The 21,050-nt window shown below is 59.6% G+C and carries 21 protein-coding genes; 3 read left to right on the top strand and 18 right to left on the bottom strand.

The window, feature by feature from the left end; genetic code table 11:
* Nucleotides 1-50 precede the first annotated feature (50 nt).
* From GN300_RS27690 to GN300_RS27650, 9 genes are all read right to left on the bottom strand, one after another.
* Complete coding sequence (locus tag GN300_RS27690) at nucleotides 51-725, bottom strand: response regulator transcription factor (protein ID WP_063316181.1); 675 nt, start codon at nucleotides 723-725, stop codon at nucleotides 51-53.
* Nucleotides 722-1,927 (bottom strand): sensor histidine kinase, encoded by a 1,206-nt coding sequence (locus GN300_RS27685; RefSeq protein ID WP_063316182.1) that lies wholly within the window; start codon nucleotides 1,925-1,927, stop codon nucleotides 722-724. Before GN300_RS27685 ends, GN300_RS27690 begins: the two co-directional genes overlap by 4 nt.
* Before the next feature lie 18 nt (nucleotides 1,928-1,945).
* Complete coding sequence (locus GN300_RS27680; protein WP_063316183.1) at nucleotides 1,946-4,162, bottom strand: MMPL family transporter; 2,217 nt, start codon at nucleotides 4,160-4,162, stop codon at nucleotides 1,946-1,948.
* A 95-nt stretch (nucleotides 4,163-4,257) separates the two neighbouring features.
* A complete protein-coding gene (locus GN300_RS27675) occupies nucleotides 4,258-5,175 on the bottom strand; it encodes a carbohydrate kinase (protein WP_007731141.1) in 918 nt (305 codons plus the stop codon).
* A gap of 47 nt (nucleotides 5,176-5,222) precedes the next feature.
* The gene (locus GN300_RS27670; RefSeq protein ID WP_063316184.1) at nucleotides 5,223-6,317 is read right to left on the bottom strand and encodes an ABC transporter ATP-binding protein; all 1,095 of its coding nucleotides are present in this window, start codon (nucleotides 6,315-6,317) and stop codon (nucleotides 5,223-5,225) included.
* A gap of 27 nt (nucleotides 6,318-6,344) precedes the next feature.
* Nucleotides 6,345-7,211 carry a carbohydrate ABC transporter permease gene (locus GN300_RS27665; RefSeq protein ID WP_050657016.1) on the bottom strand — a complete coding sequence of 289 codons (867 nt, stop codon included), beginning with the start codon at nucleotides 7,209-7,211 and terminating at the stop codon, nucleotides 6,345-6,347.
* A complete protein-coding gene (locus tag GN300_RS27660; RefSeq protein WP_058227205.1) occupies nucleotides 7,211-8,161 on the bottom strand; it encodes a carbohydrate ABC transporter permease in 951 nt (316 codons plus the stop codon). Before GN300_RS27660 ends, GN300_RS27665 begins: the two co-directional genes overlap by 1 nt.
* Complete coding sequence (locus GN300_RS27655; RefSeq protein WP_058227204.1) at nucleotides 8,158-9,510, bottom strand: sugar ABC transporter substrate-binding protein; 1,353 nt, start codon at nucleotides 9,508-9,510, stop codon at nucleotides 8,158-8,160. Before GN300_RS27655 ends, GN300_RS27660 begins: the two co-directional genes overlap by 4 nt.
* A gap of 63 nt (nucleotides 9,511-9,573) precedes the next feature.
* Nucleotides 9,574-10,572: a sugar-binding transcriptional regulator gene (locus tag GN300_RS27650; protein ID WP_054827191.1), complete on the bottom strand. Its 999-nt coding sequence runs from the start codon at nucleotides 10,570-10,572 to the stop codon at nucleotides 9,574-9,576.
* Between the two features lie 139 nt (nucleotides 10,573-10,711).
* Here GN300_RS27650 and GN300_RS27645 point away from each other — a divergent pair, with 139 nt between their 5' ends.
* Both GN300_RS27645 and GN300_RS27640 read left to right on the top strand, forming a co-directional pair.
* Nucleotides 10,712-11,722: an NAD(P)-dependent alcohol dehydrogenase gene (locus tag GN300_RS27645; protein ID WP_063316289.1), complete on the top strand. Its 1,011-nt coding sequence runs from the start codon at nucleotides 10,712-10,714 to the stop codon at nucleotides 11,720-11,722.
* Between the two features lie 7 nt (nucleotides 11,723-11,729).
* Nucleotides 11,730-13,202: a mannitol dehydrogenase family protein gene (locus GN300_RS27640; protein WP_063316185.1), complete on the top strand. Its 1,473-nt coding sequence runs from the start codon at nucleotides 11,730-11,732 to the stop codon at nucleotides 13,200-13,202.
* On the opposite strand, the gene GN300_RS27635 is transcribed toward GN300_RS27640, so the two are convergent.
* The 8 genes from GN300_RS27635 to GN300_RS27600 form a co-directional block, all read right to left on the bottom strand.
* The gene (locus GN300_RS27635) at nucleotides 13,203-13,721 is read right to left on the bottom strand and encodes a DinB family protein (protein ID WP_063316290.1); all 519 of its coding nucleotides are present in this window, start codon (nucleotides 13,719-13,721) and stop codon (nucleotides 13,203-13,205) included.
* Nucleotides 13,722-14,431: 710 nt separating this feature from the next.
* Nucleotides 14,432-14,836, bottom strand: a complete 405-nt coding sequence (locus GN300_RS27630; protein WP_233405713.1) for a hypothetical protein — start codon at nucleotides 14,834-14,836, stop codon at nucleotides 14,432-14,434.
* A 1,108-nt stretch (nucleotides 14,837-15,944) separates the two neighbouring features.
* Nucleotides 15,945-16,358, bottom strand: coding sequence for a DUF732 domain-containing protein (locus GN300_RS27625; protein WP_063316188.1), 414 nt, complete (start codon nucleotides 16,356-16,358; stop codon nucleotides 15,945-15,947).
* A 1,197-nt stretch (nucleotides 16,359-17,555) separates the two neighbouring features.
* Nucleotides 17,556-17,801, bottom strand: coding sequence for a hypothetical protein (locus GN300_RS27620; RefSeq protein ID WP_156511742.1), 246 nt, complete (start codon nucleotides 17,799-17,801; stop codon nucleotides 17,556-17,558).
* A 348-nt stretch (nucleotides 17,802-18,149) separates the two neighbouring features.
* Nucleotides 18,150-18,341, bottom strand: a complete 192-nt coding sequence (locus tag GN300_RS27615) for a helix-turn-helix domain-containing protein (RefSeq protein ID WP_063316190.1) — start codon at nucleotides 18,339-18,341, stop codon at nucleotides 18,150-18,152.
* A gap of 39 nt (nucleotides 18,342-18,380) precedes the next feature.
* The gene (locus GN300_RS27610; RefSeq protein WP_156511743.1) at nucleotides 18,381-18,557 is read right to left on the bottom strand and encodes a hypothetical protein; all 177 of its coding nucleotides are present in this window, start codon (nucleotides 18,555-18,557) and stop codon (nucleotides 18,381-18,383) included.
* 113 nt (nucleotides 18,558-18,670) lie between these two features.
* The gene (locus tag GN300_RS27605; RefSeq protein WP_063316192.1) at nucleotides 18,671-19,525 is read right to left on the bottom strand and encodes a hypothetical protein; all 855 of its coding nucleotides are present in this window, start codon (nucleotides 19,523-19,525) and stop codon (nucleotides 18,671-18,673) included.
* A 430-nt stretch (nucleotides 19,526-19,955) separates the two neighbouring features.
* Nucleotides 19,956-20,138 carry a hypothetical protein gene (locus GN300_RS27600; protein ID WP_063316193.1) on the bottom strand — a complete coding sequence of 61 codons (183 nt, stop codon included), beginning with the start codon at nucleotides 20,136-20,138 and terminating at the stop codon, nucleotides 19,956-19,958.
* A gap of 168 nt (nucleotides 20,139-20,306) precedes the next feature.
* Here GN300_RS27600 and GN300_RS27595 point away from each other — a divergent pair, with 168 nt between their 5' ends.
* Nucleotides 20,307-20,474, top strand: a complete 168-nt coding sequence (locus GN300_RS27595; protein ID WP_156511744.1) for a hypothetical protein — start codon at nucleotides 20,307-20,309, stop codon at nucleotides 20,472-20,474.
* A 299-nt stretch (nucleotides 20,475-20,773) separates the two neighbouring features.
* On the opposite strand, the gene GN300_RS27590 is transcribed toward GN300_RS27595, so the two are convergent.
* On the bottom strand, nucleotides 20,774-20,953 hold the full coding sequence (locus GN300_RS27590) for a hypothetical protein (protein ID WP_156511745.1): 180 nt from the start codon (nucleotides 20,951-20,953) through the stop codon (nucleotides 20,774-20,776).
* Nucleotides 20,954-21,050 lie beyond the last annotated feature (97 nt).

Genomic DNA, 21,050 nt, shown 5'->3' with positions numbered 1-21,050 from the left:
CTCCCCAAAGGATACTCGAACACCCGTTCGAGTCAAGAGGGTTTATCGAATCAATCCACCGAGCGTCCCGGAACCACCAGACCGCATTGATAGGCCAGAACCACCAACTGTGCGCGGTCACGGACATCAAGTTTTGCCATCGCCCGGTTCACGTGTGTTTTTGCCGTGACAGCGCTGATCACCAACTCCGCGGCGATCTCGTCGTTGGACATCCCCATAGCAACGAGAGCTACCACCTCGAGTTCACGCGGCGTCAATTGACCGAAGATCCCAGAAGTCGAGTCTGCCCGCGACGGGATGGAAAGGAATCGAGTAATCAACGCACTGGTCGCAATCGGCGACAACAACGAGTTGCCACCTGCGACCGTCCGAACAGCATCCAGCAGATCTTCAGCCCGGATCCCTTTGCCGATAAAGCCGCTGGCACCCGCCCGGATCGCCTGTGCCACATGCTCATCCACCTCGAATGTCGTCAGGATCAACACGTGTACGTCGGACAAATCCGGATGATCGGCGATCATGGCGGTTGCTTCGACACCGCTGGTGCCCGGCATTCGAATATCCATGAGTACAACGTCAGGTCGGTGTTCGAGCGCTGCCTGGAATGCCTGCTCTCCGTCCGCCGCCTCGGCGACCACCTCCATGTCGTCTTCAGAACCGATGAGCAGTGCAAGCGTTTGCCGAAAGAGCGCCTGATCGTCCGCCACTACCACCCGAACAGTCACAGCGATTCCCCACGCAGAGAACCGCTCGACACTGGCACAAGCGGAAGTTGCGCGTCCACAAGAAATCCCCCGTCCGCGCGGAATCCTGCTGACACTTCGCCTCCCATTGCCTGAGCCCTCTCTTTCATTCCGAGCAGACCGTACCCGGGTGGCGACGTCGAAGGCACTGCTGTTCCGGAGTTTTCGACTGTCAGCACCAGAACCTCAGCTTCGTACGACAACGACACGGTGACGGCTCCTGGCAGCGCATGCTTGCTCGCATTCACGAGTGCCTCCTGGATAATTCGATACGCCGTGAGATCTACTGCGGGTCCGAGTGGGCGCACAGAACCCACAGCGCGCACTTCGATTTCCATTCCCGCACTGACGAATTGATCCACCAGTGCCGGTAGATCCGAAAGCCCCGGAGCCGGCTTCATCGAGCGATCACCGTCCTGAGCATCACGGAGAACTCCGACCGTGGCCCGAATTTCATCGAGTGCCGCCTTGGACGTTTCCTCCACTCCGCGTAGTGCAGTCGTCGCCTTCTCCGGGTCTTTCCCGATCAAGTGCGACGCGACCCCGACTTGCAGGTTGACCAAGGCAATGTGGTGCGCGACAACGTCGTGCAGGTCTCGCGCAATCCGCATCCTTTCTTCGACGACGCGGTGTCGGGCCTCGTCCTCGCGCATTCTTTCCGCTTGCACCGCGCGCGCCTCGACGGACTCCAGATAGGCTCGGCGAGAACGGACCTCGGCGCCGGCAAAACTTGCCATCAGCAACCAAGCCAACAACCCCAGTGCCTCCTGCAGGAGATTGTTCCCCACTCCCAGGAAGATCGTGACGAGCATCAGCGAGCTGACTGTGCTCGCCGCTGCGAAGAAGGTCCTCCGGCGGTCACTCGTGCTGGCAACGTAGTAGAGGCACACCATCGCTGCGGAACCTGTGCCGGCATTCGGCGGCGCTGACAGTGCAATCATCAATACGCCGAGGAGTACTGCCACCGCCAGTGCCGAGAACGGATAGCGCCTTCGGAACACGATGGTTGCCGCTGCGATCGCTGTTACAAGCACTCCCACAACCGTGACCTCGCGGGTGTCATTGCCGTCGAGCGCGATGCGGTGCGCCGTCCACGTGGCAAGGAGCACGAGAATCGCCAGTGCCAGGTCGATGGTGCGCGGGTGTTCCGCACACCATCGACCCCACGTCGATGTCGAAGTCATCGATCTACCGTATCCGGGTCACACCGACAACTTGTCGCTCGTGGGTTCACTGGATTCCTTCGAATCTGCGAGCAGCGCAGTCAACTGCTCCCCCTCGACATCGACGTTCGGGACCAACCGGTCCAGCCATGAGGGGAACCACCATGCCCTCGAGCCCAACAGGGACATGACGGCCGGTACGACGGTCATACGGATCACGAAGGCGTCGAACAGAACCGCGAACGAGAGTCCGAGTCCGATCTGCATGATGAAGGCGTCGCCGCCGAAGATGAAGCCCGCGAAAACGGCGATCATGATCAGCGCCGCGGCCGTGACCACTCGCGCGCCCTGGTCGAAGCCCTTCACGACTGCTTCATCCGGTCCCTCACCGTGGACGAACGCTTCACGCATTCTGGTCACCAGGAACACCTGGTAGTCCATCGCCAACCCGAAGACGATGCCGATCATGAAGATCGGCAACATCGCCACAACTGATCCGGTTTGACCTTCGATTCCGAGAATGCCGGCGAACCAACCCCACTGGAAGATCGCGACCAGCACACCGAACGTCGCACCGATCGAGAGCAGAAATCCGAGAGTTGCCTTGAGTGGTACCAAGATCGAGCGGAACACCAACATCAGGAGGATGAAGGCGAGGCCGACGACCAATGCGAGGTAGGGAACCAGGGCGTCGGCCAGGCGATCCGAAACGTCGATCGTCAACGCTGTCTGACCGGTGACCGACATCGTGGCTCCGGTCTCGTCGGTCAGTGATCCGGCGACCTCACGTATATCTGCGACGAGCGCCTTTGTTGCCTCGGTTTCCGGGCCACTCGAGGGAACCACCGTGATGACTGCTGTATCGCCGGCCTGATTGAGTGCTGGCGGCGTCACTGCCGCTACGTCGGGCAGAGCGCCGAGCTTTTCCTGGGCGCCGCTCAATGCCGCTGCCGGATCTGCGGCGTCGGCAACGTCGACGACCACCATGAGCGGACCGCTGAACCCGGCACCGAACCCCTCGGATAGTCGGTCGGTAGCCCTGGCGGCAGTTGTGTCGGGCACTGGTGGGCTCGCCAAACTCAGGTTGATTCCGAATGTGGGGATCGCCAGCAATCCCAGCCCGAGGACTGACGCGAGCAAAACCGGAACTCGACGCCGGATCACGAACTTGGCCCATCGCGAGCCCGCCCCCTCCGACTGTTTCCGGTGTGTCAGTTCACCGCCGGACGCCAGCAGTCGACGATCAGACCGACTCATGACGCGCGACCCTGCAAATCCGAGTGTGGCGGGCAGCAGCGTCAGTGAAATCACCACTGCAACAGCAACTGCGAATGCTGCAGCCAGACCCATGCTCGTCAGGAACGGGATGTTCACGACGAACAGTCCTGCCAATGCGATGAGCACCGTCAACCCCGCGAACACTACGGCCGAACCCGCAGTCCCCGCTGCGCGGCCCGCAGCAATTTCTGGATCATGTCCGTCACGTAGTTCGGAGCGGTAGCGCGAGACGATGAAGAGCGAATAGTCGATCGCCACGGCGAGCCCCAGCATCATTGCCAGGACGGTTGTGCTCGAACCTAATTCGATGAAACCAGTTGCGATTGTGATCGTGCAGATCGCGATGCCGATGCCGATCAACGCGCTGATCAAGGGAAGCCCCGCCGCAACCAAGGAACCGAAGGTGACGGTCAGCACCACCGCGGCGATCGCGACTCCGATCACCTCTCCCATCGATTCGGCGCTGCTTTCCATCAGCACGTTGCCGGCAACATCGACTGCCAGCCCTGAATCCGCGGCGTCGTGGACGGCGGACTCGAGCAGTTCTTTCGAACTGTCCGGTAAGTCCATCGAGTCGGCGGTATAGGAGACCTGCATGTATCCGATCGTCCCAGTCGGCGACACTCCGCCGGAGGCATACGGATCCGATACCGCTGCAACCTCGGGGTCCTTCCCGAGCGCAGAGACCAAGTCACTGACGGATTGTCGAATCGCCGGATCGGTGAGCGTCGTGCCCGCCGGAGATTCGAAGACGATGCGAGCACTGGCTCCGTCGGTGGACGACTGCGGATATCTTTCAGCCAGAAGATCTTGCGCCGCTTGTGATTCGGTGCCCGGAATCGACAACGTATTGACGGTCGGACCGGACAGCGTTGCTGCGCCTACTCCGCCCGCCACCAGCAGGACGACCCAGAAGCCCACCATTGCCCAACGGCGCCGAAACGCGAGTCGCGAGAGTTTGTACAGGAATATCGACATGCGTGTCACTGTGCCGATACACGACCCCGTCGCACATCGTGCACAGGTAGGCAGTTCGACGTACTGCGCTCGCAGTAGGGCGGTGGTCCCCAGTGCTAGACGGGCAGGCCCAACTCCCTTGACCACGGCGGATCCGCCCCGGGACGTGACACGGTGACGGCTGCCGCGCGTGCGGCAAAGGTCAACGCGGCCGACCAATCTGCCTCGGTGAACGCACGCACAACAGCGACGTCGAGTGCGTCGTGACGATCAAGGTAGGCCAACAGGGCTCCGTGAACGGTATCGCCCGCACCGATCGTGTCCGCGACGTCGACCGCGGGCGCCGGCACCGAAACATCAAGTTCCTCGGTGATCAACCGCAACCCGTCACCACCACGGGTGAGCAGGACGGCGCCGACGCCTTCGTGGAGCCACTCGGCGCCGTCGACCGAACCCAACCACTTCGCGTCGTCGTCGCTCACTTTGAGAATATCGATGGCGGGCAACCACGAACGAAACCGTCGTCGATACGCGTCCGGGTCGGAGATCACCGCCGGACGAATGTTGGGGTCGACCATGGTGAGTCGACCGCGGGCGTGTGCTTCGTGCAGCAAAGCTTCGTAGGCAGAGGCCCCGGGCTCGAGCACCAGCGACAGCGTTCCGAACGAGAATGCCCGGGCAGAGGGAAGTTTCGGCAGCGCGAACTGTCGATCCGCCGTTCCCTCGAGGTAGAAGGAATACCGCGCACCTCCGTCCGCTGCAAGGTTCACGACGGCCAGAGTTGTCGGCTCGGGCCCACGTTCGACCCCAGTTGTGTCGACATTGGACGCGGCCAGCGAGTCGATCATCCGATCTCCGAAAGCGTCTGTGGACAAGCGAGAGACGAATCCCACGTCGGATCCGAGTCGACCCAGTGCAATCGCAACGTTGAACGGTCCACCGCCCAACTTGGGTGAGAAGTTCTCCCCCACCGGAACCAGATCAACCAGTCCCTCACCACACACCACGACGGATCGTTCGCGTGTATCACTCATCGGTAGACCCTAACCTTCTCACCAGTCGAAGATGGATGTGATGGGATTCAGCTACCCACACGCTCGCCCGTAGCCGGGTCGAAGAGGTGAACGAGGCCGTCCACCCGCTCGAAGCCCAGCGTCTGGCCGTACTGCAGCTTCGATCGACCGCCGGTGCGTGCAACGAGCGAGATCGGGTCGGCTTCGGTACCAGGCACGTGTGCGTAGATGTACGACTCGTTGCCCAGTTCCTCTACCAGGTCGATCTGAGCTGCGATTCCGTCTCCGGCAGCAACCACCTGGAATTGCTCGGGCCGAATTCCCACTGTGACCGAAGCCAGACCGGCCGCGGCGATTGCCGCCATCTGCTCGCGGTCCAGCGGAACCTCGACGTCGCCGAAACGCACCCCACCCGAACTGACCGGCGCCGTTACCAAGTTCATACCTGGAGATCCGATGAAGCCGGCAACAAACGCATTGGCCGGCCGATCGTAAAGTTCGGTCGGAGAAGCGAATTGTTGCAACTTGCCGCCCTTGAGCACTGCCACGCGATCACCCATCGTCATCGCTTCCACCTGATCGTGCGTGACGTAGACGGTGGTGGTTCCGAGACGACGCTGCAACGCCGCGATCTGCGTGCGGGTCTGGACGCGTAGCTTTGCGTCGAGGTTGGAGAGCGGCTCGTCCATGCAGAACACTTGCGGTTCACGAACGATAGCTCGGCCCATGGCAACTCGCTGCCGTTGACCACCGGAAAGCTTGGCCGGTTTGCGGTCGAGGTATTCCGTCAGGTCAAGCAGTTTGGCCGCTTCGGCAACTTTCTTCTTACGCTCCTCGACGGGCACACCGCGCATCTTCAACGCGAACCCCATATTTTCGCCGACGGTTTTATTGGGGTACAGCGCGTAATTCTGGAAGACCATTGCGATGTCGCGATCCTTCGACGGGACATCGGTCATGTCCTTGCCGTTGATGGTGATCGCACCGGAATCGATGTCCTCGAGCCCTGCCAACATGCGCAGGGCCGTGGACTTTCCGGAACCTGACGGACCGACGAGCACGATGAACTCCCCGTCCTTGATGTCGAGATCGAGTGAATCTACAGCGAGGGTCCCGGCACCTTCGTAGATGCAAGACGCTTTCTGGTACGAGATTTCAGCCATGACGAACTCCTGAGAGGGTGAGGAGAATTATTTGATTGCACCGAAGGACAGGCCGCGCACCAGTTTGTTCTGGGCGAACCAACCGGCCAGGATGACGGGCAATGCCGCCATGGTCGCTGCCGCGGAGAGCCGAGCCCAGTACAGGCCCTCGCCGGTGATGAACCCGACCAGGAAGACCGGAATCGTCTGTGCTTGAACAGCTGTCAGGTTGACGGCGAAGAAGAATTCGTTCCACGAGAAGATCACGCAGATCAGCGCAGTCGCAGCAATTCCGGGCGAGATCAGCGGGAGGATCACCTCGCGAACCGAGGTCCACAAACTCGCGCCGTCCATGCTGGCAGCTTCGAGAAGTTCGCCGGGGACTTCGAGAAAGAACGAACGCATCATCCACACTGCGATCGGCAGATTCATCGATGTGTACAAGATGACCAGCGCCCAGATGTTGTCGAGCAATCCGATGTCGTTGACGATCACGTACAGCGGCACGATTGCAGCGACGACTGGGAGCATCTTGGTACTGATGAAAAAGAACAGAACGTCCTGAGTCTTGGCTACCGGGCGAAGCGACAATGCAAACGCAGCCGGAACACCCAGTAGCAGAACAAGAATCGTCGACATGGCCGTCGCAAATGCGGAGTTTGCCAGCGTCGTGCCGAGACCGGAGTCGAGGACGGCACGGAACTGTTCGAGGGTGGGAGTGAAGAACAGCTTCGGCGGATCCGTGTAGGCGTCTGCCTCGGTCTTGAACGCGGTGAGGACCATCCAGAAGACCGGGAAGAAGAATCCGAGAGCGGCGATCCACGCCACAACCGACCACGGACTGAACTTGCTGCTCTTCTTTTTCTTGACGACGGGTTTGTCGGTCGTCGCGCTTGTCGTCTCTACGGCAGTCATCACGCCGCCTCCTCGTTGCCGGTGAAGCTCTTGAAGATCAATCGGAGCGCAAGTGTCGACACGATGATCGTCGCGATCACTGTCACGACACCCATCGCCGCAGCTTGACCTACGTCGAAGCCGAGGAACGCGCGCTGGTAGATGTAGAACGGCAGGTTCGAGCTGGCCACGCCGGGCCCACCCGAGGTCATCATGTACACCGCGTCAAAAGTGTTCACGAGGTAGATCGCACCCAGAACTGCACCGAGTTCGATGAAGCGGCGCAGGTGCGGCAACGTCAGTTCGCGGAACATCGCAAACGGCTTGGCTCCGTCCACCCGTGCGGCTTCGAGAACGTCTCGGGGCATGGACTGCAAACCGGCCAGAATGAGCAGCATCATGAAGGGCGTCCACTGCCAGATCAGATTGATCATGACGGCGGCGAGCGGAAACTTACTGACCCAGTCGACCTGGCCGACGCCGAAAGGCTGGAGTACGAAGTTCACGATACCGAACACCGGGTCGAACATTGTTGTCTTCCACAGCAATGCGCCGGCGACGGGAGTGATGAGAAACGGCGTGATCAGCAGTGTCCGGACGATGCCCCGACCAAGGAATGCGCGGTCGAGCAGCAGCGCCAGCGCGAGTCCGAGGATCACCGAAACGATGACCGTACCCACGATCATGATGACCGTGTTGACCGCGACTTCCCGAAACTGACTGTCCTTGAAAACCTCTATGTAGTTGTCGAACCCGTTGAAGTGCCGCGATCCCGGCCGGACAAGGTTCCACGACTGCGTCGAGTAGTAGAGGGTGAACAGAAACGGAATCTGAGTGACGACGATCGAGAAGATCAACGCCGGCAACAGGGGACCTCTACGACGCCAACCCTCGGCGCGGGAGATCTTCTTTTCGACACGGACCGGTGGCGCGTCGTCCACCGTAGTTCTGGGCTCGGCAACCGTAGTCATCGGTTCTCCTGATAGGTCTTGCCGACCACCTCGGCATACTGCTGGGATTGTTCGAGTGCTTCTTTCACGCTCTTCTGACCCGCGATGGCCGCACTGATCTGCTGGCTGACGCGAGTGCCCAGGTCCTGAAACTCAGGGATGGTGAGGAACTGGACGCCGGTGTACGGAACCGGTTGCACTGTCGGGTTTTTCGGATCTGCATTGTTGATCGATTCGAGGGTGATCGGACCGAATGCCTGAGCAGCCTCTTGATATTCCGGAATCTCGTAGGTCGAAAGGCGACTTCCCGGAGGAACTCTCGACCAGCCGAGTTCGGTTCCGACCTTCTGGATGTAGTCCTTGTTCGTCATCCAGGAAATGAACTTCCAGGCGTCATCTTTGTTCTGTGCCGACTCCGGGATTCCGAGCGCCCACGTGTAGAGCCAACCAGGATCGGACTTCTCGACCTTCGGGGCCTTCGCATATCCGATGTTGCCGACCACCTTCGACGAGGCGGGATCTTCGAGCACCGACACAGCCGAGGTCGCGTCGTACCACATCGCCGTGTTGCCTTGCGCGAATTGTGTTGCACATTCACCGAATCCGCTTGTGGCAGGACCCGGCTGACCGTGCTCCTTGACAGTGTCCACGTAGAACTGAACCGCATCCTCGACCTGCGGACTGGTCAACTGCGCATTCCAATTCTCGTCGTACCAGCGTCCACCGAAGGTGTTGATCACGGTGTTCAGCGGTGCGAGTACCTCACCCCAGCCAGGCTTTCCGCGCAAGCAGATTCCCGCCATCTTGGCGTCCGGGTTGTCGAACTGTGCTGCCCAACCTGCAACTTCTTGCCACGTCGGGTCTTCGGGAACTGTAATCCCCGCCTGATCGAACAGATCCTTGCGGTACATCAGGAACGACGACTCCCCATAGAAGGGGACCGCGTACAAACTGTCCTCGTACGACAGAGAAGTCTTGATCGACGGTACGAAGTCGTCCTCGTCGTAACCGGGCGTCGTGTCTGCATAGTCGGACAGGTTCGTGAGCCAACCGTTTGCGGCCCACTGAGGTGTCTCGTAGTTGCTGATCATCACGACGTCGAACTCACCGCCGCCGGTTGCCGTCGACGCTGTGATCTTGGCGCGCGCCTGGTTCTCGGAAAGGCTGACGAATTTGAGGTCGATGCCAGGGTTCTCGGCTTCGAAAGCCGGCGCCAGTTTGATGGCGTCCTGCATCTGCGAGTTCGACACCATCGCGATGGTGACTGTTCGTTCGCCGGAACCACCGAGCGCACCAGCGCCCGCACATCCCGACACCAGGAGGCAGAGCGCCACCGCGGCAGCGCCCCACACTCGTCTTCCTGTTTTCACGGATTACCTTCCTTCACACTTGCGTGTCAGTCGCGCGCTCGGACCGCGAAACTCGTGAGATCGCTAGCCTTCGAGCAGCCACTGGGCGCACTCGACGTCGGTGACGAGTACGTTTGCCAAACCTCCGCGCAATGCGCCCAGAACGGCCTGGCGTTTGTGTGTTCCCCCCGAAATCAGAATCGTCTGATCGCAGGATTTCACTGCGTCGAGCGATACGGAGACCGTTCGCTCAGGCAGTGGCCCCTCCACTGGATTGCCGTCGATCGTGTAGAAACGGCCGCCGATTTCACCGACAGCGCCTCGACTTTCCAACTCGTCCAGCATGGTCGAGTCGACGAAGCTACCGGCAAACAAGGTCGTGGCAGTCGAGACGGCACCAACTCCGAAAACCATGATGTCGGAATCAGTTCCGGCTTGCAGCGCCTTCGAGATCACCGAGTCGTTTCGCATCGACTCCACAGTCGCCGGGTCGGCATACAGCGGAGCGTTGAGACGAATAGGATTGGCCTGCAACTGTTGTGCACATCGGCCGATGGTGAAGTCGACACCGGTCTGGTAGTCGGTCACCGTCATGGAGCCGTCAAGTTGTACCACAGCCGAGCACTTCGCGGCCTTGTCTGGCAAAGATCCTGCTACCGCAACGGTTTCCGGACCCCAGGTAAACCCGAGAACGCTCGACGGCTGCAGACGACGAACCAGAACTTCCGCTGCTCTTCGACCGAGTGCGTCGAAGTCCGGGTCGTCCGCATCCGAAATCGCTTCGGGGACGATCAACACTTCGGCCAACCCGAAGTGCTTCTCCAGCTTCGATTCCAACTCCGTGTTCACCGAACCTTCGAGCTCCGGCGGTACCAAAATCTCGACCCTGACCAAACCTTGCGTCCGCGCCCTGGCCAACAGTCGCCCGGCTGTCGGCCGCGAGACGCCCAACTTCGCTGCAATCTCAGCCTGAGTGGCACCTTCGAGGTGATACATGGTCGCTGCCCGCAAGGCGAGCCGCACATCTTCGGAAGCGGGCAACTTCGACGTCTTGAGTCCTGTGGGCTGAGCCGACTGGTTCACACGGTCTCCTTGTGCATCAGGTTCAAAGTTTCTCGATCGTGAGCAAATGCTCACTAGATGTTCTTATGCTCATTAAGCTAACATCTACGTTGTGACGCACACAACAGTTTCCGGAGAATCCGTCGATCTACCTGCGACAATTCGGGCAAATGTCCTCGTCGAGACCGGAAAGATGCAGATGGTCGAGAGACCACGACCGTTCCCGAAGGCGGGTGAAGTCCTCGTTCGCATCCATGCCGTGGGCGTGTGCGGGTCGGACGCGCACTACTTTCACGAAGGTCGCATCGGCCCTTACGTAGTCAACTCACCGCTCGTTCTCGGACACGAAGCATCGGGACGCATCGCTGCGGTCGGTGACGGCGTCGACCCAAGACGCATCGGGCAGCGTGTCTCCATCGAGCCTCAGAAGCCCGATCCGACAAGTCCCGAATCCAAGGCAGGCAGATACAACCTCTGCCCTCATATGGAGTTCTTCGCGACGCCGCCGATCGACGGTGCGCTGACCGACTACGTCACGATCGGTGCCGACTTCGCCCATCCCATCGCAGATTCCGTGTCCTACGAGGCAGCTGCGCTGTTCGAGCCACTTTCCGTAGGGATCGCCTCAGCCCAGAAGGCGGGGATCACTGCCGGCTCTCGGGTGTTGATCGCCGGCGCCGGCCCGGTAGGAATCGTGACGACGCAGGTGGCCAAGGCATTCGGCGCGACGGAAGTCATCGTCTCGGACATCGACGCGGCCCGGCGTGATGTGGCACTGAAATTCGGCGCAACAACCGTCGTTGATCCACGTGAGAGCGACGTACGCTCGCTGGCCGTCGACGCATTCATCGACGCGTCGGGTGCCACGGCCGCAGTGATCGACGGGATTCACGCAGTTCGGCCCGCTGGAACCGTCGTTCTGGTCGGAATGGGTGCCGACGAGATACCGTTGCCGGTCCCGATCATTCAGAATCGCGAACTGATGCTGACCGGAGTGTTCCGGTACGCCAACACGTGGCCGATCGCCGCCGCATTGGTCGCTGCCGGGCGCGTCGATCTGGACTCGATGGTCACAGCACGCTTTTCACTCGAACAGTCGCAAGAGGCCCTGGTGGCCGATCGCATTCTCGGCAGCATCAAAGCCGTAGTCATCGTCGCCGAAGGAGACTAGTACTTTCATGGAACTCAATACGAAGACCCTGTTCGACTTCGATGCTGCACTCGAAGTGCCGAACTACGACCGGAGCAAAGTCACTACTGGCATAGTGCATTTCGGTGTCGGAGGCTTTCACCGTGCACACCAGGCCATGTACATCGATGATCTCCTGCGACGCGGTGAGGGCTTCGACTGGGGAATCTGCGGAGTGGGAGTGATGCCGTCGGACAAGCGGATGAAAGACGCTCTCCGCGCGCAGGACTGCCTCTACACGCTGGCGCTCAAGCATTCTGACGGAACCCTCGAGGCCCGGGTCATCGGGTCGATCGTCGAGTACCTGTTCGCTCCGGAGGATCCGGAGGCGGTGATCGAAAAGATGGCATCCGAATCGACGAAAATCGTATCTCTCACCATCACCGAGGGCGGATACAACATCTCGCACACTACGGGTGAGTTCGACGCGTCCGATCCCGATGTAATGCACGATCTCGAGCCGGGAACACTCCCCCACACCACCTTCGGTCTGATTTGTGCGGCACTCGCACTCCGTCGCGACCGGGGCCTCGCCCCGTTCACGATCATGAGTTGCGACAACATCGAAGGCAACGGATCGGTCGCCAGGACGGCAGTCGGAGCGTTCGCCGCCCTGAAGGATCCCGAACTTGCGGAGTGGATCGACGAGAACGGCGCCTTCCCCAACTCCATGGTCGACCGGATCACACCCGTCACGACAGCCGAGGTGACCACCGAGATCGCCGAGACGTTTGGCGTGGAAGATCAGTGGCCGGTCGCGGCTGAGCCGTTCACCGCGTGGTTCCTCGAGGACGAGTTCACCTCAGGCAGGCCACCTCTGGAGAATGCCGGCGTCAATCTCGTGCCGGATGTTCGCCCGTACGAACTGATGAAACTGCGCCTTCTCAATGCCGGCCATCAAGGCATCGCGTACTTCGGCTACCTTGCCGGATACCGCCTGGTCCACGAGGCATGCCAGGACGAACTCTTGTCGGGGTTCCTGCTCGACTACATGAATCTCGAAGCGACGCCGACCCTTGACCCGGTACCCGGCGTCGACCTCGATCAGTACAAGAAGACCCTCATCGAACGATTCTCGAACCCCCAGATCCGCGACACGATTGCACGTCTGTGCGCCGAGTCGTCCGATCGAATTCCCAAGTGGCTGTTGCCCGTCATCCGGACCCAACTCGACACCGGTGGGTCGATCAACCTGTCCACCGCAATTGTCGCCAGCTGGGCCCGCTACGCCGAGGGCACAGACGAGAACGGAGATCCCATCACCGTCGTCGATCAGCTGTCGGACACTCTGGTGCCGCTCGCCCAGAAACAGTCGAGCGACCCGTTGGCCTTCATCGGGTTCCGACAAGTGTTCGGCGATCTCGTGGACGATCGCCGATTTGTCGCAAGCTTCCGAAAGACCCTCGACTCATTGCACTCCGTCGGAGCCAGAAGAACCCTCGAGGAGGTGCGCGGGCTCTGACTACACCGAGACGTCGTGCAGGTGATGGATCGGATCGTGAATGAAGTAGGCCGCCAACGATTCGACGGTGAACGCCGATCCGTCACTGCGGAGACCCCGTCGTTGGCGGCTGCCCTCTGGCACGGTTTCGAAGGCATTCGCGACCTCCGCCGCGGCGTCGGACAATTCCGATGCCACCGTCGCCGGATCCTGGTCGTTGTACCGCTCGGTCTCAGCTGTTGCGTCTTGATCCCAGTTCTCGAATCTCGGATCGTCGAATTCGAGCATCTGTTCCAACCGCACCTTGAAGATCCGGAACACGTCGCGTACGTGGGCGGAATACTCCAGCGCTGACCATGTGTCGCTGTCCGGTCGCTCCGTCACATTTTCGCGCTCCAGTACCTCGGCCCACGAGATGGCATTGCTACGCACAAGATCTGGAATATCCGCGAACGCCACAGCGGACGAATCAAACCCGCACTCGCAGCATGGGCGTTCGAGGACCCAGGTCCAGTTCTTTGTATCCGGGGTGATCGGCATGCATCGAGAATAGTCCGCGGGAGCGGAGTCGGTCTGCTTCGATTGGCCGATGAAGCGCATCATGGTCGGTATTGCGATTCCATTCGTGCTGATGCTTACTTCGTGTGGCGGGGACGGGGGCGACGCCGAACCACACGAACTCGCCTTCACATGCGACAACGCACATGCGTACCTCGAAGTTTTCGGGACGGTCGAGGCGGCGTTGGCCCGGCTACAGAGCCCTGGATGGAACGATGTCCCTGAACTCGCGGGTTCCGCCAGCGCCTGGGCAGCGTTCACACCACAACAGCAGACTGCGATAGTCAATTCACTTCATGCGGCTTCCCGAGGTGAATGTTGATCCGTATTTCGGTGCCGGTATCCGGCATCTGACTCCGTCGACAAGATTTGCCGGTCGATACTCGGATCGGCCGAAGAACTGGACATACTCCGACTGATTCCACGTCGCCGATCGATCGAGTCCGCGATGACACGAGCGGGCCGCACGACGACTGGAGAGGATTCGACGCTGAGGCGCGTGAGCGCACCAAGAAGCCTTCGAAGCAGCGGAATCGGGATCGTGCGACCGAGCAACGCCGGAGGCCTGATTCGCCGGTCGCACAACAGAATTACAAACGACGACGTAACTACATCATTCCGATCGTGACAAAATACTCGTTCGTCGGCGACGGACCGATCACTTCGATTTCCTCGACGGGTCTCGTCGCCCCTCACGTGAAGGGCGTCGAGTCGACATGTACCCCTTCCGAACGCAGTAAATGCTCGGCCGCACAAATCAACAGGGAAAGGGATTCGTACGAGAGTCCCTCGATCGCATGGATCAGCCTGTCAGGCGCCGGAATCGACCGGTCGCCCGGCGAACCCTCGGATCTCCGCACAGAAAGGACGGTCGAGAGTTCTCGTTGATTCACCACCTGACCTGCGCTGTTCGCTCGCTCGAACATGGCATTCAGCCGCTGGACCAGTTCCTCACCTTCAGCTGATCGAATAGTGTTGCCGAACAGCCTGTTTCCATGATCGGCTTCGACACCAGGCCCGATCGAGTTCTTGATTGTCACAGTATGTTCTCCGTTACGTTGGTCTGTCAGGTTGATCAGGGGTGCGACCCGGCGCAATTCGCAGAGCCTTTATCCGTGCCGCCCAACGGCGTCGCGTCCATCGACAGCAGACGAATCTCCCCCGGCGCCCATCGGCTTCCGGTAGCGAGACCTTGAAGTTGCTGTTCACTTGCAGTTCGTCGTTACACTTTAACAATATTTGTAACGCATCGACAAGTGTTTTGTTCCGATTGCCCGGTTTTGCACCCGATCGAGGCAACTACTGAGCTCTCGCGGGCTGCGGATTCTGCAATTCACGAAGCTCGGCAAAATGGATCCGACGCAGACAAGGACGGCGAGACAGCCCTCGTTGGCTCTCATTTCCAGTGATCGAGCACGAAGTCCTCAATGGTGATGACCCAAGTCCGACAGCGCTTTTCAGACAGGGAAAGGGCCCCGCAGTTGCGGGGCCCACTATCGTTGCCGTTCCTTGCGTAGAGTCGTTTCCGACAGTCGGCTGCCGGTCAGCGCGTCAACATTTGGGTGCAGCCGAGCCGCGGGGGGGGACGGCTCGACTGCCTTGTACCTACACCGGTAGGCACGTCTAAAGCGTGACACTTCTGTACGTCGAGCACATACGCTGAAATACCCGGATAGGTACCTACTTTTCCTTCACGTCCGGCACGTCGCTCGCTCGGTTGCGCCCAATTGCACTGCGCTCCCGATACTTGTCGAGGATTGGGTATCCGGATCCGAGACTTTCACCTCGTCCGAGATCGACGATCGCGGTACGACATTTACTTGTGTAGCCACGAAGGATCAACTCAGCCGTACCCGCATGCGCGTTGCGTGCGATTCAATACCAACTACGTGTGGGCAACTGCACCAACTACCTGTGGGCAACTGCCCTGTTGATTGCACTCTGCGCACTTGTCGCCGTTGCGATCGTCGGCAGCATGACTTTCGACAAACGTCATTGGGTCTGACCTGCGGGCTCACGGCAACTGAACGTGGGGCGGGCGGGGCTCGAACCCGCGACCAATGGATTCTCGATACATTGGTCGCGTCAGCTCTCAAGCTATCTCGATAGCCTCTCTCCGCCAGTAGAATTGATGGAATACGACCACTCATCATCTCTCGTTGAATCGCGTCGCATCTCACTCATAAACCATGAATAAACGATGGATCAGCGTGCGGGTAGTAGTCCCTCATTCTCAGGGCAGTACGCCTCGACCGATGCACGGATGAACGCCTCTGCTGCCGGCCGTTCCTGCATCCAAGTAGTCCCTTGCATCGTGGCGAGTTGGACCGCGATGTCAGTCAACTTGTCGAACTTCTGCTCGTTCGGGATTGTCATCGAGACGAGAGAGTCGCAGTTTCCCGTCGCCGCCGGAATCAGTAGCGGCAATTGCTCAGCGGTTGGAAAGATGCCGTACGCCTTCAGTTGAGTAGCGAACTTCTCCCCCTTCGTCACAACCTTGGTCGTCGTGATCGGTGCAGGTGTGGTTGTGGCCGCGGCGACGTCCGCCTTGTCATCGCTCCCACATCCTGCGAGAAGTAGAGCGCCGGCACCGAGTACAGCCACGAGTGTCTTGTTCATCAGCAATGCATACCAGACCGGTCAGACTGTAACGCTCGCATGGCGAGATTGACGTCGGCGGGCACACCTAGCATCGCCAGTCATGGAAATGCCAAAGGTGATGACCGTGAGTGAAGTGCAGAATGTTTCACGTCGTGGCGAGAACTGGGTTCGTGGAGCCGCGAACACTGGCGCCCTGAAGTCCTTGCCTCGTCGAACCGGTCAGTGGTTCCGATTCCTCGAAGAGGGTGTGGCGGATTGGATCAGGCAGGGGAGTCCTGAATTTCCGGCGATTTCCCGCTCTCGGCCACGGAGGGTGTCATGGCTCGCGGATTTGCTACAGGCAACTCACGCTCATTAGCGGCCATCTCAGCTCGGACTGAACTTATAGGTCCTTGCCCTGGCTTTAGGGATGGCTCAGGGCGGGGCTTCCATTTGCCTAGCGGTTTTGGCCGGCCAACCAAATTCTGGAAAAAGCGGCGGGCCCTGTATCCGAACTTCCACTTCCATACTTCCAGTTTGGAGCCATCCGGGCGCGAGCGAATCGCTCCGGTCCTGATTCCCTCCCCGGATGCATCCAGCCAACTGATTATCCACCAGCAACTCGTTGCTTCATCGTCAGTGAGGCGTGCTGAATTTACGAGAGGTTCCGAGTCGCAGTCCATTCGCGGGCGTTGTTCGGCTTTAGTCGACGAAGCGCCTTCCAGGTGGATTGCGACGCCGTGTCGAATGCCTGGACCGATCAACTTGACCTGCAGGAAGTACCTGTGCGGAAGTTCTTCGTTGTTGACCACGGTCTGCGTTCCGTCTGGGTACGTAAACACTTCAATGCCTCTACCACCAGCGGCATCCCGTGCGACGCGAAGTTGGCTCTTCATGACCGTCAGTCCCCAGACCGATGCGCCAGCTGCCACCACAGAAAAGAACAAACTCCAGTCCAAAGTCATTGACGGAATCTACCTGAGGCGGCAAGACCCAGGAGGGGGCCCGTCTCGCAAGGAGGAGCCATGATCCGTACCTTCGACGGCCTCGAGGTTGACACCATCGAGCCCATCCCCGCGCACAACCTGTCGGCCCCTCAAGTGGGGGACGAAGCGTCGGATAGTGAGAACCGCGCAAACCAGTTGTGTCGAAATTCGTCACAACTGGTCCGTGTCGAAATTCGACACAGCTGCCATGCCTCATGCGTAGTCATTTTGACCACGGTTGGACCTGATGTCAGTTGAACTGAGAGCAGGGGTCGTAATGATGGCAACCCCCAGTCGTGGGCAGAACGCCTACGGGCGTGTTGCCCTGCTCCTCTGCGTCGAGCGCTGCCCGCCTGTCGATAGCGGACTGGAAGGCGCGACGAGCCACTGCGATCTGCTCGGAGTTCCAGACAGGGAATGTGGCGAACACCTTTTGAAGGTGAGCCTCATCGTCTTCGGTCCATGGGCCAGCCTTGGGGAGCGATGGGGTTCTCATGCGCAGAGCATGCACGCATACGGGGCCGGCGCGATGATGGATGGCAATTTCGCTATACATGGATCTGGTATCGGCTGAACCGAGAGCAGACAAGATTGCTAAGAGAGTTTGGTCGTCGACCCTCCGCCCAGTAGGCGGAGAGTTACCCGAAGCAACTCACCTTGACTGGCACGTTCTTCTTGCGCGGGAGGCCTTCACGATGAAGGTCTCCAATGAGGGGGCTGACACGTTGTAAGTCCCCACTCTCGGATTCTGAGTCCGACAGTGAGACCTGGCCAACTGTCCGAGCGTGACACGGAGAGTGACACGATGTCACTCTCAAGCCAGTCGTGTTGATACCAACACGACTCAGCTCACTTCGCCACGGAGGAATCGATCGCAGTCGTCGCGATGGATTCGCCAGTGGCCGTTCGGCGCTTTGCGCTGGTACCCGAGGAGGCGCTCGGACTCAAGATCCTTGCGGACAGTGACGGGATGCCGGCGCATGTACGCCGCGGCCTCGTTCACGTCCATCCAGGGGGTATCGATGTTCTCAGTCATGCTTCTGCACTTTATGGTCACCCGACCACGGCCGCTGAGCTATCGGTGTCTTGGTGCTTCCTCGGCCTCGATACGAGCCTGCGCAGCGCCGAAAGTCCGTCGAGCCACTGCGATCTGCTCGGAGTTCCATGGAGGGAAGGTCGCCAGCACCTTCTCGAGATGTGCTGCATCCTCTTCGGTCCAACGGCCACGCTTCGGCAGGGATGGAGTTCGCATGTCGAGAGTCTGCACTTCCGATGTGGGCCACGGCGCGGCGTGTCGAAACTCGACACAACTGAACCTGGTCTCGATTGAACCGAGAGCCGGCAGGGTTGCCAAGGTGAGAGGTGTTAAGCATTTTTGGGAGTCGACGCTAACTCCTGGAAACGGGCACGAGCTGCATCCGTGAGTCGCAGAGCGATCAATGCGCTCGACAGCAAATCGCCCGCATTGGAGCTGAAAGTGACTTGGGCCCAATCATTCTCGTCAGCTTCGGTGATGGTCTCACTGGCTGCGTGGGGCCATCTAAATCCATGCGCATGCCCGCTTAGCAATCGCCATTGACGCGCCACCTCGATTTTAGGGTCGAATCCATCGAACCCGTCGCTGTCGAGCCACTCGCCGGCCGCGGAGACCATCTCAGTGTCTGTCGCCGCTTCTTTCTTCATCGCTCTTTCGGAGAATTCGAGGGCGGTGCCGTTCGCGAGAAAGCGCGATCCTCGAGCCTCGACCTCAGCAATGGCAGACGTGAGATTTCGCTCCACCACTTCCCCTTCGCCGGATGGATGGCCGTTCTTCACGAACTCCATAAATCGCCGATTGTCGAGCAACCAATACTGAAGCATTCGAAGTCGGCGATCCTCGGCGGTTGGCCCCATGAGCCACAAAGCTGTTGACGACGCAGTGAGGCTGGTTCTGATTGGCGTGGCCATTGCGAACGGCAGCACTCCCCGTAGTGTCACGACCGACACTGCCGTTAGTCGGAGGTGGTCGTAAGCGCTTGAGATCAGTAGCGATACCGATTCGCGGTAGGACTTGGCTGTCATGACCGCATCGTCAGCGGCAACGAGCGAGTCGTCGGCGACCGATAGCTGCGCAAGATCCTCAATTCCCTGGTTTGCTCGATTGCTTAGTTCACTAAAGGTGTCGAGGATTGGCGATGGACTGACGTCATCCGGACTGCGAGACAGCTTGAAAGTGGTCACGACAGTAGATTAACGAGCGCTGCCAACGTCGCCTCAAGGTTGTGCCGACCCATTAGTCCACCGAGACTTCTGTGGTTCCGCGCCGGCGCACTCTGGAGTCCGGATCGTCTCACCGCATCGCCGGCAGTAGTGCGTCCGATGCCCACCATTGTGGGCGGTTGTGCAGCCGCAGACTTCCCACCCGACGAGGCATGTGTTCGCCGCCAACAGATGCCCGTTCGGGCACTTGCTCGGAGATCGTTCGGTGGACGGCATATCGAAAGTTTCGCACACCTGTTCGATGGGGTGGTACCGTCGCATCAGCGGGGTCGGAGGGTAAGGGAAGACCAGCTCGGCCCCGTACAAATGACTAAGGAGCCCCCACCGCACTAGGAGGTGGGGGCTTTGTCGTCGGGCGGTGGTAGTGAGCAGTTCTAAGCAGGGTTTGGTGCTACGACTCGGCCATCACTACATCACTGGACTCGACAGGCATCCCGCCCTCCGTGGTGTAGTGCCCTTCGTCGCATTCATAGACGGTGCTCCGCTGATGAACTGCGCCCTTCGTGTGCCCGAACTTCTTGACAACCGAGTCGGCCTGCTGGCCAGTGCATGTGGCGCATTTCAGATTGTTCATGCGCGAGACTCTATGTGCCGGCCCCGCCCCGTGTCTTGAGATTTAGCCAGGTGCGGAGCGAGCAATTCGAGACGGGTCAAACACGACGTGCACGTCTCAGTAGCGCGGAACATGGCGAACAGATACAACTCTCGTATGGAACCGTATAAGAAGCGTGAAATTTTGCAGATGACGTACGACGAAGCGTTCAAGCGCAACCTGAAGTTGAGGGAAACTCTCAATGACGCGAAGGAGCGCGGCGCAGATCCTGAAGTGATCGCGGGGATCGAGGAAGAATTCAAGTTCATCGAGGCCCATATGGACAGGAACAAGAGCAACCCTTATGGGATCAGGTGACGACTACCGATTGAGGTCAGACGCTAAACGTTAGGAAATTGCGGAGCGGCCGGGAACGATGGGTGCATGAAATCCCCAATTGATATGGACGACGACGAACTTTACCCACGCTTGAGAGGATTGGAGAATGCGCAACGAACCGCGATAGCCGAGGGTCTGGGTTCCTCGCTCATCTCAGGCCTTGAGACAGAAATTCAGGAGTGCCGCAATGAGATTGCACAGCGCGGAATTTAGGTAGCACCTAGCCCGCTGAGCATGCCGAATGATCCCACTAGCTCAGGTGGGATCATTCGGGCCTATCAGGAAATCCACTCCCAACCGGCGTCGCTCAATTCGTGGTCGGCGCACAGCCATATCTCCACCGAGGCTTCCGGCAGTTCGACCTGTCCGAACAGGCGGATGCCCCTCGCCTCGCCTCCGAGCTTTCTTGTCGCAGATTCGGTGCAGTTCTTAACGGCGCATTCGTTTTGCTGAGTCATGCTGAACACGTTTGTCTGAGCTGGGAACGAATGCAAATCTCACGGCACAGGTCGCTCGACGTTTCCAGCCTTTAGCACGTCAGGCTCGCCCAACCGT

The organism is Rhodococcus sp. Ni2, assembly GCF_021352185.1.
Taxonomy (GTDB): Bacteria; Actinomycetota; Actinomycetes; order Mycobacteriales; family Mycobacteriaceae; genus Rhodococcus_F; species Rhodococcus_F qingshengii.
This window is presented reverse-complemented; position numbering and strand designations above follow the sequence as displayed.